The organism is Gordonia sp. 852002-51296_SCH5728562-b (assembly GCF_001665475.1).
GTDB classification, from domain to species: domain Bacteria; phylum Actinomycetota; class Actinomycetes; order Mycobacteriales; family Mycobacteriaceae; genus Gordonia; species Gordonia sputi.
Genome location: NZ_LZMI01000035.1, coordinates 71037 through 88701 on the forward strand (window position 1 = coordinate 71037; position 17665 = coordinate 88701).

General features: G+C 64.8%; 19 protein-coding genes and 2 tRNA genes. 8 read left to right on the forward strand and 13 right to left on the reverse strand.

Annotated elements, in window-relative coordinates; all coding sequences use genetic code 11:
* The first annotated feature begins 139 nt into the window (after positions 1 to 139).
* Together A5766_RS06895 and A5766_RS06900 are read left to right on the forward strand one after the other, a co-directional pair.
* Positions 140 to 385, forward strand: coding sequence for an Lrp/AsnC ligand binding domain-containing protein (locus A5766_RS06895; RefSeq protein ID WP_005205185.1), 246 nt, complete (start codon positions 140 to 142; stop codon positions 383 to 385).
* A gap of 46 nt (positions 386 to 431) precedes the next feature.
* The gene (locus tag A5766_RS06900; protein WP_064904006.1) at positions 432 to 1112 is read left to right on the forward strand and encodes a DUF3515 domain-containing protein; all 681 of its coding nucleotides are present in this window, start codon (positions 432 to 434) and stop codon (positions 1110 to 1112) included.
* Between the two features lie 39 nt (positions 1113 to 1151).
* On the opposite strand, the gene A5766_RS06905 is transcribed toward A5766_RS06900, so the two are convergent.
* Positions 1152 to 2165 (reverse strand): NAD(P)H-dependent glycerol-3-phosphate dehydrogenase, encoded by a 1014-nt coding sequence (locus A5766_RS06905; protein ID WP_064904008.1) that lies wholly within the window; start codon positions 2163 to 2165, stop codon positions 1152 to 1154.
* Between the two features lie 137 nt (positions 2166 to 2302).
* Between A5766_RS06905 and cofC the strand changes: the two genes are divergently transcribed.
* Genes cofC through A5766_RS06920 form a run of 3 tightly spaced genes read left to right on the forward strand, consistent with a single transcriptional unit; the run spans position 2303 to position 6341 of the window.
* Positions 2303 to 3175, forward strand: a complete 873-nt coding sequence (gene cofC / locus A5766_RS06910) for a 2-phospho-L-lactate guanylyltransferase (protein ID WP_231894574.1) — start codon at positions 2303 to 2305, stop codon at positions 3173 to 3175.
* 7 nt (positions 3176 to 3182) lie between these two features.
* Positions 3183 to 5381, forward strand: coding sequence for an RNA degradosome polyphosphate kinase (locus tag A5766_RS06915; protein WP_005205192.1), 2199 nt, complete (start codon positions 3183 to 3185; stop codon positions 5379 to 5381).
* Positions 5382 to 5426: 45 nt separating this feature from the next.
* Complete coding sequence (locus A5766_RS06920) at positions 5427 to 6341, forward strand: NUDIX hydrolase (protein ID WP_064904012.1); 915 nt, start codon at positions 5427 to 5429, stop codon at positions 6339 to 6341.
* Between the two features lie 100 nt (positions 6342 to 6441).
* Here A5766_RS06920 and A5766_RS06925 read toward each other — a convergent pair whose 3' ends face one another.
* The 3 genes from A5766_RS06925 to leuC form a co-directional block, all read right to left on the reverse strand.
* Complete coding sequence (locus A5766_RS06925) at positions 6442 to 7089, reverse strand: HU family DNA-binding protein (RefSeq protein WP_005205195.1); 648 nt, start codon at positions 7087 to 7089, stop codon at positions 6442 to 6444.
* A gap of 176 nt (positions 7090 to 7265) precedes the next feature.
* Complete coding sequence (gene leuD, locus A5766_RS06930; protein WP_064863041.1) at positions 7266 to 7859, reverse strand: 3-isopropylmalate dehydratase small subunit; 594 nt, start codon at positions 7857 to 7859, stop codon at positions 7266 to 7268.
* A 70-nt stretch (positions 7860 to 7929) separates the two neighbouring features.
* Positions 7930 to 9357, reverse strand: a complete 1428-nt coding sequence (gene leuC / locus A5766_RS06935; RefSeq protein WP_005205199.1) for a 3-isopropylmalate dehydratase large subunit — start codon at positions 9355 to 9357, stop codon at positions 7930 to 7932.
* A gap of 114 nt (positions 9358 to 9471) precedes the next feature.
* Between leuC and A5766_RS06940 the strand changes: the two genes are divergently transcribed.
* On the forward strand, positions 9472 to 10209 hold the full coding sequence (locus A5766_RS06940; protein ID WP_005205200.1) for an IclR family transcriptional regulator: 738 nt from the start codon (positions 9472 to 9474) through the stop codon (positions 10207 to 10209).
* Positions 10210 to 10227: 18 nt separating this feature from the next.
* Entirely contained in the window at positions 10228 to 10743 is a 516-nt protein-coding gene (locus A5766_RS06945) for a pyridoxamine 5'-phosphate oxidase family protein (RefSeq protein ID WP_005205202.1), read from the forward strand.
* A 65-nt stretch (positions 10744 to 10808) separates the two neighbouring features.
* Here the strand turns inward: A5766_RS06945 and A5766_RS06950 are convergent.
* The 5 genes from A5766_RS06950 to A5766_RS06970 all read right to left on the reverse strand — a co-directional run bounded on the left by A5766_RS06950 (position 10809) and on the right by A5766_RS06970 (position 14220).
* A tRNA-Glu gene (locus A5766_RS06950) sits at positions 10809 to 10881 on the reverse strand.
* A 65-nt stretch (positions 10882 to 10946) separates the two neighbouring features.
* A tRNA-Gln gene (locus A5766_RS06955) sits at positions 10947 to 11018 on the reverse strand.
* An 85-nt stretch (positions 11019 to 11103) separates the two neighbouring features.
* The gene (gene gltX / locus A5766_RS06960) at positions 11104 to 12582 is read right to left on the reverse strand and encodes a glutamate--tRNA ligase (RefSeq protein ID WP_064864575.1); all 1479 of its coding nucleotides are present in this window, start codon (positions 12580 to 12582) and stop codon (positions 11104 to 11106) included.
* A 43-nt stretch (positions 12583 to 12625) separates the two neighbouring features.
* Positions 12626 to 13450, reverse strand: a complete 825-nt coding sequence (locus A5766_RS06965; RefSeq protein WP_064863045.1) for an alpha/beta fold hydrolase — start codon at positions 13448 to 13450, stop codon at positions 12626 to 12628.
* Positions 13447 to 14220, reverse strand: coding sequence for a fumarylacetoacetate hydrolase family protein (locus A5766_RS06970; protein ID WP_064863046.1), 774 nt, complete (start codon positions 14218 to 14220; stop codon positions 13447 to 13449). Before A5766_RS06970 ends, A5766_RS06965 begins: the two co-directional genes overlap by 4 nt.
* A gap of 171 nt (positions 14221 to 14391) precedes the next feature.
* Between A5766_RS06970 and A5766_RS06975 the strand changes: the two genes are divergently transcribed.
* Positions 14392 to 15609 carry an MFS transporter gene (locus A5766_RS06975; protein ID WP_064904014.1) on the forward strand — a complete coding sequence of 406 codons (1218 nt, stop codon included), beginning with the start codon at positions 14392 to 14394 and terminating at the stop codon, positions 15607 to 15609.
* A 13-nt stretch (positions 15610 to 15622) separates the two neighbouring features.
* Here A5766_RS06975 and A5766_RS06980 read toward each other — a convergent pair whose 3' ends face one another.
* The 4 genes from A5766_RS06980 to A5766_RS06990 all read right to left on the reverse strand — a co-directional run bounded on the left by A5766_RS06980 (position 15623) and on the right by A5766_RS06990 (position 17641).
* Positions 15623 to 16111: a hypothetical protein gene (locus A5766_RS06980; RefSeq protein ID WP_156527398.1), complete on the reverse strand. Its 489-nt coding sequence runs from the start codon at positions 16109 to 16111 to the stop codon at positions 15623 to 15625.
* 191 nt (positions 16112 to 16302) lie between these two features.
* Positions 16303 to 16887: a hypothetical protein gene (locus A5766_RS24935; protein ID WP_231894575.1), complete on the reverse strand. Its 585-nt coding sequence runs from the start codon at positions 16885 to 16887 to the stop codon at positions 16303 to 16305.
* Positions 16884 to 17294, reverse strand: coding sequence for a DUF1648 domain-containing protein (locus A5766_RS24940; protein ID WP_005205217.1), 411 nt, complete (start codon positions 17292 to 17294; stop codon positions 16884 to 16886). The genes A5766_RS24935 and A5766_RS24940 overlap by 4 nt, the downstream gene beginning before the upstream one ends.
* Positions 17291 to 17641 (reverse strand): GntR family transcriptional regulator, encoded by a 351-nt coding sequence (locus A5766_RS06990; protein WP_005205219.1) that lies wholly within the window; start codon positions 17639 to 17641, stop codon positions 17291 to 17293. The genes A5766_RS24940 and A5766_RS06990 overlap by 4 nt, the downstream gene beginning before the upstream one ends.
* Positions 17642 to 17665 lie beyond the last annotated feature (24 nt).

Genomic DNA, 17665 nt, shown 5'->3' on the forward strand with positions numbered 1-17665 from the left:
CAGTGTAGTGACTTCGTGTGGCGCTTCGACGCGCGAAGTGGTTTCCGGGAGACCGGAGCCGGATGCCTTCGGCGGCTTGCCGCGGGCGTCGACTCGCCGCTCCCCAGCCCGGGGCCGACGGCACAGTGGATACGAGAGGATGGCCGTGGTTCAGGCATACATACTGATCCAGACGGAGGTCGGACGAGCCGCATTGGCGGCTGCGACGATCGCAGAGATCTCCGGAGTTGCCTCCTCCGAGGAGGTCAGTGGACCCTACGACGTGATCGTGCGGGTCGAGGCCACCGATGCGGGCCACCTGAACAACGACGTCGTACCTCAGATCCAGAAGGTCGACGGCATCACACGCACCCTGACATGCCCGGTGGTGAACGCAGCGCACTGACCGGCACGCCACAGGAGCTGCGCGGCGATGTCCTAGGGTTGTCGACGTGACCCCACCCGGACCGGACGAACCCGACAACAACGCCGACCGCGCGGAAGAGACCGACGCCGAACGTGTCAGCGCGGCCGAAGGCGTCGAAAAGTCCGGCTCCCCCGACAGCGTCGAGAAGACCGACGCCACGGAAAGCGTCGAGGACACGACGCACGCGCGCTACGGCGACTCCGGTCCGCGGCTGAGTCCGGCGCTGATCGCCACTCTGGTGACGATTCCGGTGATGGTGATCGTGGGCTTCATCGTGTTCGCGGCGCTTCGTCCGGGCAACTCGGACTCGACGCCCGTCGACTCGTACGCCGCGGAGTCGTCGACTCCCGCCGAATGCCCGAAGTTCCTCGCCGCGCTGCCCCAGACCTTCGAGGGATACGGCGACAAGAAGATCTCGGGAACACAGGCCAGCTGGCCTGCGAGCAAAGACGGCGATCCGGTGATCGTGCGGTGCGGCGTCTCGCGCCCGGCGGAGCTCTCCCCCACCAGCAACCTGCAGGTGGTCAACCCCGTGCAGTGGTTCATCACCGATTCCATCGAGGGTTCCGGGCAGGCGTTCGTCTGCGTCGATCACCGCCCGTACGTTGCGCTGTGGGTTCCGGTGAACGCGGGCAACGGACCGATCACCGACGTCTCGGCCGCCATCGAACAGACACTCCCCCGGGGACCACTCGACTTCGGCTGAGCGACAACCCCTTTCGCGCCGCCCGGGCGCGGGGGTAGATCACGCGTCGCCGGCTCGGAACTCCGGTTTGGTCTTGCGACCCAGCAATGAGCTGACCGCGTCGGCGACGGGCAGGCCGCCGTGGCAGACACTGTTCACCGCTTCGGTGAGCGGCATGGAGACCTGGTACTTCTCGGCGAGTGCCGTGACGGACGTGCACGACTTCACGCCCTCGGCGACCTGACCCGACGCTGCGGCCTGCGCCTCTTCCATCGTCGCCCCCTGCCCGAGATGGGCACCGAAGGTGCGGTTGCGCGACAGCGGCGACGAGCAGGTGGCGACGAGGTCGCCGATACCCGCGAGACCGGCGAGGGTCTCTATCTGCCCACCGACTGCGCTCGAGAGTCTGATGGTCTCCGCGAGGCCACGCGTGATGATCGTCGCGAGGGTGTTCTGCCCGAACCCGACGCCGCTGGCCATACCGCACGCCAGCGCGATCACGTTCTTGACCGCACCGCCGATCTCACAGCCGATGACGTCGGTGTTGGTGTACGGCCGGAAGTACCCGGTGTTGAACATCTGCTGCAGCTGTTCGGCACGCGCGAGGTCGGAGCACGCGATCACCGTTGCGGCGGGCTGGCCCTCGGCGACCTCTCGCGCGAGGTTCGGCCCGGTGAGCACCGCGATCTGCTCGGCGGGAACCTCGGCGACCTCTGCGATCACCTCGCTCATCCGCATCAGCGTCGACGTCTCGATGCCCTTGGCCAGCGAGACCAGCGTCGCGTCGTCGCTCAGGTGCGGGCGCCAATTGGCGAGGTTGTCGCGCAGCGACTGCGCCGGGACCGCACACACCACCAGATCGGCGTCGGTCAGCGCCTCGGCGATGTCGCTCGACGCCGTGAGATTCGCGGGAAGGGTGATTCCCGCCAGGTAGTCGGCATTCGTATGCGACTCGTTGATCCGATCGGCGAGTTCTTCTCGCCGACACCACAGGGTGGTGTCGGTCCCCGCGTCGCTGAGTACCTTCGCCGTCGCCGTGCCCCATGACCCGGCACCCATCACAACCGCCCGCACAACTCTCCTCATTCGCCCGACATCGCTTCGGTCAAGGGTAGACCGCCGACGATGCCCGTCCGGTCGATTCGAGAACCTGCGACGCCGATCACCCCTCGCGTCCACACGTGCTCTTGCGCATGGGTCATCATGTCTTCATGACCCTCTCGTGTGTACGCGGTCATCCGAACGAGCGACGACGCATGCCCGCCGACGCTCCGGTACCCGCCGATCGCGGGCAGCACTGCGACGACGCCGGCGACGAGTGCGCTCTCAGCACCATGGTCGCGGTCCTCGCGGTCAAGCGACTCGGCGACGCCAAATCGCGTCTCGTCTCCACCATGAGCGACGCCGCAGGGGTTGAGACTCCCGAGACGTCCCTGATAGAGCTCTCCCCCGCCCAGCGCGAGCGCCTGCGCGCCGATCCCGGCGCCTTCGTGCTCGCCATGCTCGCCGACACCATCGGCACCCTGCGCGAAGCAGGAATTCGCGACGTCGTCGTCGTGACCCCGGATGACCGGGTCCGCGAGCTGGCCCAGCAACTCTCGGCACACGTCGTCGACGAGCCCGGCGACGTCGCAGGTGACTTGAACGCGGCCTACGCGCTCGGCGCCGCGGAGGCTCGAACCATGTGGCCTTCGCATCGATGGGTCGTGATCGTCCAGGCCGACCTTCCCGCGGCGCAGCCGTCGAGTCTGCGCGAGATCGTCGACGCCGCAGTCGAGCGCGGCGCGTCGATGGTGACCGACCGTGCAGGCACGGGCACATCTCTTCTGCTGCGGCCGATGACGACGCAGGATTTGCCGCGTTTCGGACCGGATTCGGCTGCGGCACACCGCGCCGCGGGCGTTGTCGAACTCGACCCAGAGCATCTCCTCTGGCCCGACGCACGCACCGACGTCGACACCGTCGGTGATCTCGTCGCCGCACTGCGACTCGGCGTCGGCGAGCACACACTCGCGGTACTCGGAAACGCCGAGATCCCCGACGCGACGGCCAGCGGTGTCGGCGATCAGTCCGATGCGTCATGATTGAACGGTGAGCACAGCTGACGACACCACGACGACTCCGGTCACCACACAACCGATCAGTGCGATTCCTGGTGCGCCGCCCGCGGCAACTCTCGAACCGGGCGAGTCAGCCGATCTTCCCGAGGACAGATACCTCAATCGCGAGCTGAGTTGGCTCGACTTCAATTCGCGTGTTCTCGCACTCGCCGAGGACACGTCGATCCCGCTGCTCGAACGCGCGAAGTTCCTCGCGATCTTCGCGTCGAATCTCGACGAGTTCTTCATGGTCCGCGTCGCGGGTCTCAAGCGCCGTGACGAAACCGGCCTGTCGGTGCGTTCAGCCGACGGACTCTCCCCGCGCGAACAGTTGCTGCGGATCGCCGGACGCACCCAGACCCTCGCCGACCGGCACGCCAGAGTGTTCCTCGACTCGGTGCGTCCTGCGTTGGCGGACAACGACATCTACGTCGTCGGCTGGTCGGATCTGACCGAGGCCCAGCAGGCTCGGATGGTCGAGTACTTCCACGATGACGTGTTCCCGGTGCTGACGCCCCTCGCCGTCGATCCCGCACACCCCTTCCCCTACATCAGCGGACTGAGCCTCAACCTCGCTGTCACGGTGCGCGACGCCGGCGAGGGCGGCGAGCACTTCGCGCGAGTCAAGGTGCCCGACAACGTCAATCGGTTCGTCCGTGTCGATCGACTGATGCCGCCGAGTGCAGAAGCCGACGGCAAGGGACATCGCACCGCGATCTTCCTGCCGATGGAAAATCTGATCGCCGCCAATCTCGGACATCTGTTCCCTGGCATGGAGATCGTGGAGCACCACGCGTTCCGCATCACGCGCAACGCAGACTTCGAGGTCGAAGAGGATCGCGACGAAGACCTGCTTCAGGCGCTCGAACGTGAACTCGCACGACGCCGGTTCGGTTCGCCGGTCCGACTCGAGGTCGCCGACGACATGACCGAGCACATGCTCGAACTGCTCCTGCGTGAACTCGACGTCAACCCCGCCGACGTCATCCAAGTTCCGGGGCTGCTCGATCTGGCGTCGCTGTTCGAGATCGGTTCACTCGACCGGCCACAGCTCAAGGACCCCCCGTTCGTACCGTCGACACATCCCGCGTTTGGCGAGCGGGAGACGCCCAAGAGTGTCTTCTCCACGTTGCGCGAAGGCGATGTCCTCGTACACCACCCCTACGATTCGTTCTCGACGAGCGTGCAGCGATTCATCGAGCAGGCTGCAGCCGACCCGCAGGTTCTCGCGATCAAGCAGACGTTGTATCGCACCTCGGGTGATTCGCCGATTGTCAACGCGCTCATCGACGCTGCCGAGGCAGGCAAGCAGGTCGTGGCTCTCGTCGAGATCAAGGCGCGCTTCGACGAACAGGCCAACATCAAGTGGGCGCGCCAGCTCGAGCAGGCAGGCGTGCACGTTGTCTACGGCCTTGTCGGACTCAAAACCCACTGCAAGACATGCCTTGTGGTGCGTCGTGAGGGATCGTCGATCCGACGCTACTGCCACATCGGCACCGGCAATTACAACCCGAAGACCGCTCGGCTCTACGAGGACGTCGGATTGTTCACTGCCGCACCGGACATCGGCGCCGACCTGACCGACCTGTTCAACACACTGACCGGTTACTCCCGTAAACGCGAGTACCGCAACATCCTGGTCGCTCCCACCGGGATTCGTTCCGGCATCGTCGAGCGCATCAACCGTGAGATCGAACTCAAGCACGAAGGCGATCCCCGCGCCCGAGTTCGGTTGAAGGCCAACGCTCTCGTCGACGAGCAGGTGATCGATGCCCTGTACCGCGCATCGCAGAACGGCGTTCCGGTCGAAATCGTCGTGCGTGGAATCTGCGCATTGCGTCCCGGGATGCCGGGCGTCAGCGACAACATTCACGTGCGCTCGATCCTCGGCCAATTCCTCGAACACTCACGCATCTTCCATTTCGGGGCGCAGGATGAGTACTGGATCGGCAGCGCCGACATGATGCACCGCAACCTCGATCGACGTATCGAGGTGATGGTGCAGGTGCGCGATGACCGGCTGACCGCCGAACTCGGCGACATCTTCGACTCGGCGCTCGACCCCCGAACACGATGCTGGGTCCTGCAATCGGACGGAAGCTGGATGGCCTCACCCGCCGCGGGCGAAGAGGTACGCGACCATCAACGACAGATGATGCGGCGCACCCGCCGTCGCGACGCAGGCATGTGACAAGCCCACCCTTTTCGTAACCTTCGGCCACTAGCATCACAGGCAATGTCTAAGACACACAAGACGATCTGGGCTGCGGGCGGCGTGCTGTGGCGTCCGCGGGAGAACAACGGTGTCGAGATCGGTGTGATCCATCGACCTCGCTACGACGACTGGACCCTACCCAAAGGGAAGATCGAAGCCGACGAGACACTCGTGATGACCGCGGTGCGCGAGATCGGCGAGGAGACCGGTTACCGCGTACGCATCGGCAGGTATCTCCGCGACGTCGGCTACGACATCTCGAGCGGCCGAAAGCGCGTGCGGTATTGGTCGGCTCGAGCTGTCGGCGGAGAATTCGTCGAGAACCACGAAGTCGACGAGATGGAGTGGCTCGGCATCGACGCGGCAGAGCGGCTTCTGAGCTACTCGCAGGATCGCCGCGTACTACGCGAATTCCTAAGGCTCCCAGTCGATCTCGATACTCTGCTGCTGGTTCGCCATGCCAAGGCAGGCAGTCGTTCCCGCTACCACGGCGACGACCGGCTGCGTCCGCTCGACCCCGAGGGACGCACACAGGCCGACGCGCTGTCGGTACTGCTCCCCGCGTTCGGTACCAACGAGATACACAGCGCCGACCGGACCAGGTGCGAGCAAACCGTTGCGCCGACCGCTCGTGCGCTGGGGGTGCCGATCATCACGGAATCGACGCTGTCGGAAGAGGCCTACCGCGACGACCCCGTTGCCGCGCAACGACGCATCGTCGACCTCGCGACCGATTCTGGCTCCGTCGTGCGCGCAGTATGTAGTCAGGGCAAGGTGATTCCGCCACTCATGGAGTGGTGGGGCAAGCAGGACGGCGTCTCGTTGCCCGCCGCGCGGAACCGCAAGGCGAGCGTCTGGGTGGTATCGACGCATCAGGGCAAGCTCGTCGCCGCCGACCACATCGACAGCCCGTTCCCCGGCCACGACGTCGAGTGACCCGCCAGCGCAGTTGAATCGGCTCCCAACGCACCTCACCCCCGACGGGGGAAGACCATCGGGGGTGAGTTGAGGATGTGAACTTGTCGCTGCGAGACTTTCAGCGACGGGTCGTCTTCTTGGCGGCTGTCTTCTTGGCCGTCGTCTTCTTTGCCGGCGTGGTCTTCTTGGCCGCAGTCGTGGTCTTCTTTGCCGGCGTGGTCTTCTTCGCCGCGGTGGTGGTCTTCTTTGCCGGCGTGGTCTTCTTCGCCGCGGTGGTGGTCTTCTTTGCCGGCGTCGTCTTCTTCGCCGCAGTCGTCGTCTTCTTCGCGGCGGTGGTCTTCTTCGCCGCAGTCGTCGTCTTCTTCGCGGCGGTGGTCTTCTTCGCCGCGGTACCTGTCGACTTCTTTGCCGCAGTGGTCTTCTTGGCCGCGGTACCCGTGGTGGCGCCGCTGCCACGCTTCACGGCCGGACCCGACGAGGCGAGCTTCTGCTTGCCGGACACGACAGCCTTGAACTGAGCACCCGGACGGAACGCGGGCACCGACGTCGCGCGAACCTTGACAGTCTCGCCTGTGCGCGGGTTGCGCGCGACGCGTGGTGCGCGACGACGCTTCTCGAAGACACCGAAGCCGGTGATGGTGACGCTCTCACCCTTATTGACTGCGCGCACGATCGAGTCGACCAACTGCTCGACTGCCTCGGTCGCGGTCTTTCGATCCGTGTCGAGTTTTACTGTCAGCTCATCGATGAGCTCTGCCTTGTTCATTGGATACCTCCGCAAGCCGATCTGGCCCTCTTATCAGGCCAGCTACCACCACACGGTAAACGTCGACGCCGAAAACTTCCATCTTCCACGCCAATTAGCGCGACGTGTCACCAATTCGTCACGCTTTCGGGCACTTCCGTCGTCGTATCGCGGAAAGGCTTGCCTAGAGCCGTAAATCAGAGCGGCAATGTTGTCGGCTTCCATGACGGGCGACGCTGCTCGTACTCAGAAATCGCGTCTACCTGCCGTAATGTCAGCCCGATGTCGTCGAGTCCCTCCATCAGACGCCACCGCGTGTAGTCATCAATTGTCAACGGCACCACGAGGTCTCCCGCGGTTACGGTCCTATCTTCGAGGCTCACAGTCAGTTCGAGGCCCGGCTGCTCTTCGAGACGCTTCCAGAGCAGTTCGACGTCGGATTGCTCGACCTGTGCGGCGACGAGACCGGCCTTTCCGGCGTTGCCGCGGAAGATGTCTGCGAACCTCGACGAGATGACAACGCGAAAACCGAAGTCCGACAGTGCCCAGACCGCATGCTCGCGCGACGACCCGGTGCCGAAGTCGGGACCCGCGACCAGAACCGAACCGCGATTCCAGGGTTCGACGTTGAGGATGAAGTCGGGGTCGGTGCGCCACCCGGCGAACAGTCCGTCCTCAAAACCGGTGCGGGTCACACGCTTCAGGTAGACGGCGGGGATGATCTGGTCGGTGTCGACGTTGCTTCGACGCAGCGGAACGCCGATGCCTGTGTGAGTGATGAATGGTTCCATGATGTGTGCCTCTTGCGATCTGGGAGTTGGCTTCGGAGATGGCGGACTCAGACGGCGCGTTGCGCGCCTGTCACAGATCCGCGGGCGACGACAGTGTGCCTCGCACAGCCGTTGCCGCGGCGACGGCGGGTGACACGAGATGCGTACGGCCGCCCTTGCCTTGTCGCCCTTCGAAGTTGCGGTTCGACGTCGACGCGCAGCGCTCGCCGGGCGCGAGCTGGTCTGGGTTCATTCCAAGACACATCGAGCAACCGGCCTGACGCCACTCCGCGCCTGCGGCGGTGAAGATCTCACCGAGACCCTCCTCGTCGGCCTGCGCACGCACCCGCATCGAACCCGGGACCACAAGCATCCGAACACCTTCGGCGACCGTCCGGCCGTCGAGGATCTCGGCGACGGCACGCAGATCCTCGATCCGACCATTCGTGCACGAGCCGACGAAGACGGTGTCGACACTGATCTCACGCAACGGGGTTCCGGGGGTGAGGTCCATGTACTCAAGGGCTTTCGACGCCGCGCCCGCCGCATTCTCGTCGCCGAAGTCGGCCGGATCCGGCACCGACGCCGAGAGTGGCGCTCCCTGGCCGGGATTGGTGCCCCACGTGACGAAGGGACTCAACGACGCGCCGTCGATATGCACTTCTTCGTCGAATTCGGCGTCGTCATCGGTGCGCAACGACTTCCAATACTCGACGGCCGCATCCCAATCCGCTCCCTTCGGAGCATTGGGGCGGCCCTTGAGGAATTCGAAGGTGATCTCGTCGGGAGCGATCATGCCCGCACGCGCGCCCGCCTCGATCGACATGTTGCAGATGGTCATCCGCGCTTCCATCGAGAGTTTTTCGATGGCGCTACCGCGATACTCGAGCACGTAGCCCTGTCCGCCGCCCGTACCGATTTTGGCGATGACGGCCAGGATCAGATCCTTACTCGTGACACCGGGCGCCAATTCGCCGTCGACCGTGATGGCCATCGTCCTAAACGGTCGCAACGACAGCGTCTGCGTCGCGAGCACGTGCTCGACCTCCGATGTCCCGATTCCCATGGCGAGCGCACCGAAGGCGCCGTGGGTCGACGTGTGACTGTCGCCGCAGACAACCGTCATTCCCGGCTGGGTCAGTCCCAGCTGAGGTCCGACGACGTGAACGATGCCCTGTTCCTTGTCGCCCATGGGGTGCAGGCGAATACCGAACTCTTCACAGTTGCTTCGCAGCGTGTCGACCTGGGTCCGTGACACCGGGTCGGCGATGGGCAGGTTGGTGTCGACCGTCGGCACATTGTGATCCTCGGTCGCGATCGTCAGATCCGGTCGGTGCACGGGCCTGCCTGCGAGCCGCAGACCCTCGAATGCCTGCGGGCTGGTGACCTCGTGAACGAGGTGGAGATCAATGAAGATCAGATCGGGGTCGTTCCCGCCGTTCGCGTCTCCGCGTACGACGACGTGGTCGTCCCACACCTTCTCGGCGAGAGTACGAGGCTTACTTGCGCTGTTCGTCATCACTGCACTCATTCTGGCTGTAGCACTTGTGGTTTGGGGTGGGGTGCGGCGGGAGTCGGCGGGCTGTGCCGCCTCTCGCGTGCATCTCACGATGTGGACCGCTAGTATCGTCCTATGGGAAAGGATAGCGCACCGGAACCGCAGAGCGGAATCGGTGTACTCGACAAGTCCGTGATCGTATTACGGGCCGTCGCGCATGCCCCGGCCAACCTCACGGAGCTCTGCGAGCGCACCAGCCTGCCGCGGGCAACGGCCCATCGGTTGGCCGTCGGATTGGAGACACATCGCCTGCTTGCACGCAACGCCGCCGGACGGTGGTACCCGGGGCCCGCCCTGAGCGAGTTGGCGTCGAGCGCGCACGATCCCATCCAGGAGGCCGCACTCATGGTGCTCCCCCGACTGCGTGAGATCACCGGCGAATCCGTTCAGGTCTATCGCCGAGAAGGCTCCGAACGCGTCTGCATCGCGGCCATGGAACCGCCAACCGGACTGCGCGACACCGTACCCGTGGGCACCCGCTTCCCGATGAGCGCGGGCTCGGCGGCCAAGGTCCTGCTCGCCTGGGCCGAACCGTCGACCCAGCGGGCGCTTCTACACGACAGCGTCTTCAGCGAACGCGCACTCTACGAGATCCGCCGCCGCGGCTGGGCGCAGAGCGCCGGTGAGCGAGCCGCGGGTGTCGCCAGTGTCTCGGCACCGCTGCGCGACGCCAACGGCGATGTGGTTGCGGCAATCTCGGTCTCCGGGCCGATCGATCGTATGGGCCGACGCCCCGGCGCTCGGTGGGCTGCCGATCTACTCGCCGCCGCCGAGGCCATCCAGAAACGGTTAGTGCCAACCGCGCGAGGCTGATTCGGTTAGCGTCTGGGCATGGGAACAAACCAACGTCAACAGATCGTCATGTCCGACGCCGAGATCACCGACTTCGTCGAACGCAGTCGCACAGCAACTCTCGCGACCCACGGCGCCGACGGCGGTATCCATCTCGTCGCCATGTGGTACGGCGTCATCGACGGCGAGATCTGGTTCGAGACAAAGGCCAAGTCGCAGAAGGCGGTCAATCTCGGCCGCGACGCGCGATGCTCGGTCCTCATCGAGGACGGCGACACCTACGACACTCTGCGCGGCGTCGCCTTTGAAGGACATGCGGAAATCCACGACGATCCCGACCATTGCCATCGCATCGGTGTGAGTGTCTGGGAACGCTACACGGGCCCCTACACCGACGAGATGAAGCCCTTCGTCGACCAGATGATGCACAAGCGCGTGGCCGTGCGGCTCGTCCCGGCGCGCGTTCGGTCCTGGGATCACCGCAAGCTCGGCCTCGACCCGATGCCGGTCGCCGGGTCGACGGCCGTCGTCGACTCATCGGGGTTACAGGCCTGACCCGCTTTCGAAGGCGCGGCAACAAAAAAACGCACCTCTCCGAAAGGAGAAGTGCGTTTTTCTTGTAGCCCCGACGGGATTCGAACCCGCGCTACCGCCTTGAGAGGGCGGCGTCCTAGGCCGCTAGACGACGGGGCCAAGAAACGACATCAGATGTCTCGATATTCAGTTATAAAAGCCAGGGTTTGGTGTCCCGGCTTTCGCTGGGGTACCAGGACTCGAACCTAGAATGGCGGTACCAGAAACCGCTGTGTTGCCAATTACACCATACCCCAAAGGTCTCGTTCTCCGTGAGGAAAACAACCTGCGATAGCCTAGCAGAGGCCGACCGGGTTACTACAAATCGCCTGGTCAGACCCGCTAATTGGCCACCTGGCCCGCTGCCGACCGGAGCCGTGCGAGGCTCTTGTCGCGTCCGAGCAACTCCATCGACTCGAACAGCGGCGGACTGATGTGCGATCCGGTGATCGCCACACGCACGGGCCCGAACGCCTTTCGTGGTTTCAGTTCGAGTCCGTCGACCAGCGCGCTCGTCAAGGCTTCCTGGATGGCGTCGGTGTTCCACTCGGCGAGTGAGGACAGCGTCGAGATCGCGGCGTCGAGGACCGGCCCGGCGTCGACGCCGAGGTTTTTCGCTGCCGACTTCTCGTCGATCGCGAACTCGTCATCGCTGACGTAGAGGAAGGAGATGAGCGGCCACGCCTCACCGAGAACCTGGATGCGGGTCTGCACCAGTTCGGCGATCGTGGTGAACTGCTCGTCGTCGATCGGGTCGGTGAGGAATCCCTGGGTGACCAGGTACGCCTTGAGCCTCGCCGCGAAGTCGTCGAGGTCGAGCATGCGGATGTGCTCCGCGTTGATCGCGTCGGCCTTCTTCTGATCGAAGCGTGCCGGGTTGGAGTTCACGTCGCGGACGTCGAACTTGTCGATCATCTGCTCGAGCGTGAACACGTCGGTCTCGTGGGAGTAGCCCCAACCGAGCAGCGCGAGGTAATTGAGCAGACCCTCCGGGAGGAATCCACGATCGCGATGGTGGAACAGATTCGACTGCGGGTCGCGCTTGGAGAGTTTCTTGTTGCCCTCCCCCATCACGAACGGCAGGTGCCCGAATTCCGGGACACGCTCGGCGACGCCGATCCGGATGAGCGCCTCGTACAGCGCGATCTGACGGGGCGTCGACGAGAAGAGGTCTTCACCGCGCAGCACGTGGGTGATTTTCATCATCGCGTCGTCGACGGGATTGACGAGTGTGTAGAGAGGGTCACCGTTGGCACGGGTGAGCGCGAAGTCGGGAACGGTGCCGGCCTTGATGGTCGTCGGCCCGCGTACGAGATCGTTCCAGGTGATGTCGTGGTCGGGCATCGGAAGGCGGACAACGGCTTTGCGGCCCTCGGCGCGATAGGCCTCGCGCTGTTCGTCGGTCAGGTCGCGGTCGAAGTTGTCGTAACCGAGTTTGGGGTCACGCCCTGCCGCGCGGTGGCGGGCCTCGACCTCCTCGGGCGTCGAGAACGCCTCGTAGGCCTCACCCGCGTCGAGGAGTTGCTTCACGACGTCCTGGTGGATGCCGCGACGTTCCGACTGCCGATAGGGCGCATACGGGCCGCCGACCTCGGGGCCCTCGTCCCAGTCGAGCCCGAGCCAGCGCAGCGACTCGAGGATCGCGTCGTAGGATTCCTGGCTGTCGCGCGCGGCGTCGGTGTCTTCGATCCGGAAGACGAAGGTGCCCTTGTCATGACGGGCCTGGGCGAAGTTGAACAATGCGGTCCGCACCATTCCCACATGCGGTGTGCCCGTGGGCGACGGACAGAAACGGACACGGACTCCCTGCGCGCTGCTCATGGAGGTCAGCGTATCGAATGGGCACCGACCTCCGAGCGCGTGCTCAGTCGCGGTGGCGACCGAGGAAGTCGATCAGCAGTCGATTCACCTCGGCTGGCTGCTCGAGATACCCAAAGTGCCCGGCCTTGTCGACCTGCGCATACTCCGCGGTGGGGATCGCATCGGCCACTTCACGGGCGAGCTCGACGGGAAGTCGTCTGTCGTCGCTGAATCCGACGACGAGCGACGGAACGGCGATGCGGCGGTACGCGTCGAGTCGGTTGGGCTCGTTCGTGTGGATTCCGAGTTGCGCACGCATACCCGGCGTCATCTTCTGCTGCGAGAACATCATGACGTCGAGCCAGTCGCGGGTCGCGCGGTCGTCGGCGAGCGTGTGGGCGGAGAGGTTCTGCTCGGCAGTGATCGCCGCCTCGTACTCTGGCGGCAACTCGACTCCGTTGTCGTACAGCGCGCGCTCGCCCACCGAGAAGGTCTCCTGCAGAACGGTGGTACGCCCGTAGGTCGCCATCATCACCGCGCCGCGGACGAGATTCGGTCGCGCGAGCGCCAACTCCTGTGTGATCCGTGCGCCGAGAGAGGTTCCGACGACGAATGCCGGTGCAATGCCGAGCGATTCGATCAGGCTCGCGGTGTCGGCGACCATGTCGTCGAGGGTGAACCCGTCGGCACACTCCGACGACGGCGCGATACCGCGGTTGTCGAATGTGACGACCTCGTACCCGGCTTTCACAAGCGCGGGAACCTGATTGGCCTTCCACACGCGCCCCGGGCTGCCGCTGCCCATCACCATCACGACCGCGGGGCCCGCGCCCGTGCGCTCGTAGGCGAGCTCTATTCCGTTGACGCGCGCCACGCCCGATCCGCTCACGGCTTGTCGACCACCGGATTGCTCAGTGTGCCGATGCCCTCCACCGTGACCGAAACACGTTGGCCGGCAACCATAGGACCGATTCCCTCGGGTGTTCCGGTCAGGATCACGTCACCCGGGAGCAGGGTCATCACGCGTGAGATCCATTCCACCAGCGCTCCGACGTCGTGGAGCATGAGCGATGTGCGACTGCGTTGACGCACCTCGCCGTCGAGTTCCGTCGTGATCGCGGCGTCGGACGGGTCGAACGAGGTCTCGATCCAGGGTCCGAGTGGGCAGAAGGTGTCGTAGCCCTTGGCGCGCGTCCATTGACCGTCGATCTTCTGCTGATCGCGAGCGGTCACGTCATTGGCGACTGTGTAGCCGAGGATCGCACCGGCGGCGTCGGCGGCCTTCACGTCCTTGCACGGACGTCCGATCACTATGGCGAGCTCACCCTCGAAGTCGACGCGTTCCGACGACGGCGGGCGCACGATGGGCACCTCGGGTCCGACGATGGAGGTGTTGGGTTTGAGGAAGATCACAGGACTCTCCGGCGCTTCCGAACCCATTTCGGCGGCGTGTGCCGCGTAGTTCTTCCCGACGCAGATCACCTTGGACGCGAGGATCGGCGCCAGCAATCGAACGTCGGCCAGCGGCCACGATCTGCCCGTGAACGTCGGTGTACCAAAGGGATGTTCGGCGATTTCCTTGGCGATCGAAGAGCCGTCCGACTCTTCGATCGAGACGAAAGCCACACCATCAGGACTCGCAATTCGGCCAAGACGCATACCAAGAACACTAGCGCACCCACCGCGTCCACTCTGTGGGACGCGAAATTGAGCCGACGTCGCATCGGTCTTAGAATGTGAAAATATCATCTCATTATTTGAGAGCGGCTCGAGATGTGCGGCGACGCCACCTGGTCCTCGCTGCCAGGACACACCCGAAGGAGGTCCGCGATGACGACTACGTCCACCATCAGCAACACCAGGCGCTGGACCATGCTCGCGTGCTCGTTGGTCGCCGCGATGACGACTGCGGTTGTCGTCGGAGGGGTCGCGTACCTCATCCCAGCGCTACACACCCAGCAGGGCATGTCACTCGCCCAGGCCTCCGTACTGGCCACGATCCCGACGATCGGCCTCATGATCGCGATCGTCGGCTGGGGCACGCTTCTTGATCGCTACGGCGAGCGCACGATCCTGCTGATCTCGGTCTCCATCACGCTTGTAGGCACGTCCGCAGCCGCGATCACCGCGGCCGCCCATGCGTCGTATGTCGCGATCGCGGCCTGCCTGTTCATCGCGGGAGTGGGTTCCGGCGCGGCCAACGGCGCCAGCGGCCGCATCGTCGTCGGATGGTTTCCGCCCGAATTGCGCGGCACCGCAATGGGAATCCGGCAGATGGCACAGCCGCTGGGCATCGGCGTCTGCGCACTGACCATGCCCGTCATCGCCGCACGCCACTCCGTCGCCGCCGCACTGGCGGTGCCCGCCGTGGTGACCGCGATCGGTCTGGCCGCCGTGGTGTTCGGTGTGATCGATCCGCCCGCACCGTCGACAACCGGTACCACCGCCCAAGCGCAACGTCGAAACCCGTACCGCGAGAGCTGGTTTCTCGCACGGGTCCATGCAGTCAGCGTCTTGCTGGTGATCCCGCAGCAGATGCTGTGGACATTCGTACCGACCTGGCTGATCGTCGCGCGACACTGGTCGCCCGCCGCAGCGGGCATTCTGGTGACGATCACCCAGGTGATCGGCGCATTGGGCAGGATCGCGGCCGGTCGCTGGTCGGATGCCTGGTTGTCACGCATGCGTCCGATTCGGCTGATCGCCATCGGCGCCGCGGCGGCGATGGCGCTGCTGGCCGTCACCGACTGGCTGCACACGCCGTTGGCGCCGGCGTTGATGATGATCGCCTCGATTATCACGGTTGCCGACAATGGTCTCGCATTCACCGCGATCGCCGAATACGCAGGGCCACAATGGAGTGGCCGCGGACTCGCGATTCAGAACACCGCCCAGTACCTGGCAACGGCGGCCACCACGCCATTGTTCGGACTTCTGATCGGTGCTGCGGGATTTCCACTCGCCTTTCTCGTCAGCGCCGCCGCACCGGTCATAGCGACGCCACTCATTCCGAAAGACGCACTCCCACAGGAGGAATTGGTCGCCTGAGGGCGACCACCCGTCATCGCCGATTCGGCGGGTCGCGTCGAAGGCACCATGTCGACGCGGCTATCGCCGTCGCCACCGCGACGACGAGGCCGAGAATCATGCCGAAAACGAACCACAGTGCGGGCAATGCGGCCGACGGCGCTCCGTGATGGCCGAGCTGAGCACCTGTGACCCCGAGCATGAAGGCGACGAGGAAGACGACCAACCCGTTGATGATGGCGAGTGTCGCGGCCAACATCGGGACGGCTCGCGCGGTGCAGCTTGTTACGGCACCGACAGCCAATGCAACAACGACAACGACTCCGACCGTGGCACAGATCCGCGAGAAGCTGTTGGTGCCGTCGACACCGTGATGACCCCAATGCGTCGCAATGGCATCCGGCAGACCGGGTCGCCAAGCGGCTAGCAGGATCACCGCCACGACGCTCATCCCGACGGCGGGCCCGACGCCGAGCGCTGCCGTCCGCGACCGGATAACGGACACGGAGCCGTTGCCTGTCATCGGCACCTCCGTAGTCTCTTGGCCCCGTAGTCTCTTGGCCCCGTAGTCTCTTGGCTCCGTCGTCTCTTGGCCCCACAGTCTCGTAACCCGCACACCCGTAACGCTGACGTGCAGAACCAGATAGCTCGATTGTCACGCTGATCGGCTCGCGCGCCAATCCGTCGAACGCAATACGCGGGCCGTCGAGCAAGTCACCGATGCGAGTGTGCTTGCGCGACGCACGCATTGACCAAACCCGCGGCCTGCTGCGCGTCGGGGACGACGACGAGTTCACGGCCGCCGTCCAGTCGAGTGAGCATCAGTGCGGACCCGGATCGTAGGACGATGCCGCGCACTCCGCGCAACCGTCCGTGCACACAGAGCCGCTGACCGTATCCGCCGAAGTCGCGCAATGCGTTGACCTGAGTGACTTCGGCGCGGACGACGTCACTCATCGGGACGGTGACCCGAGGCCATCCGAGTACGCCTCGCACGGCGATTCGCTCCCGATCAACAGTCACGCGGGCAGACCACAGGATCGCACCGGCCAACGCGGCGACGACACCCGGCAGCAACAACCATGGCTCCCGCAGGAGAACCGCGAGCACGACGATCGCACACAGCACAAGTCCCACAATGATCAGTGACGTCGCCGACGTCGATACTCGACGCTGCCACAGAAAGCGTTCTCCCACAGCGAGTTCGGCGACAGGCACATCGCCGACCGGCTCCGGTGCCGGCTGCTCCCTGCGGCGCACCAGCGCCGCGGTGATCAGCCCCACGACCAGTCCGATCACACCCGCGACGACGAGTTCGATTGCCGGAATGCGATGTCGTAGACACTGGTGATACCGCGTTGGGCGCCAACGGTACTCACGATCCCGGCGACCACGAACACCGTCAGTCCGTTGACAAGGCCGAGCGTGACTCGCAGCGGCTCCGATTCACGGATGTACCACCCCGCCACACCTCCCAGGACTGCGCCGAGTACCGCGATCACCACCACGGTGACGACGACACCGAGCAAACTCATCGTGCCGTCGACTCCGTGCGAGTTCCAATGCGTAGCAATCTCTTTCGGCAGATCCGCACGCCAGATACGCAAGAGCACCAACGCGACGACGAGCACGGCGATGGACGGCACAGTGCCCAGCAGGACAGCTGCCACTCTCCCCGAACGGTGTTGAGACGACGGATGGTTCATGACATCCTCCTGGTGATTTCGACGGTCAGTTCGACTGGCCCGATTCCGAAGCGGCGGGCCGTGTCGACGAGTCGGTCGAGCGCATCAGCGAGCTCGGCGGCGCGCGACGCGTCGCCGGAGACCACGGCACCCCGACCCCGGCGCAGCTCGACCAGTCCCTCGTCGCGCAATTCTTGGTACGCGCGCAACACGGTATGGATATTCACGTCGAGCGACGCCGCCAGATCGCGAGCAGACGGAAGCCGCTCGCCCTCGGTCAACTCCCCGCGCGCGATGCCGCCACGTACCGACGCGGCGATCTGAGTGAAGATCGGCGCGCGATCTGCGGCGTCGATGCGGATGAGCATGCCCTGATCATATATTTCTAGTTC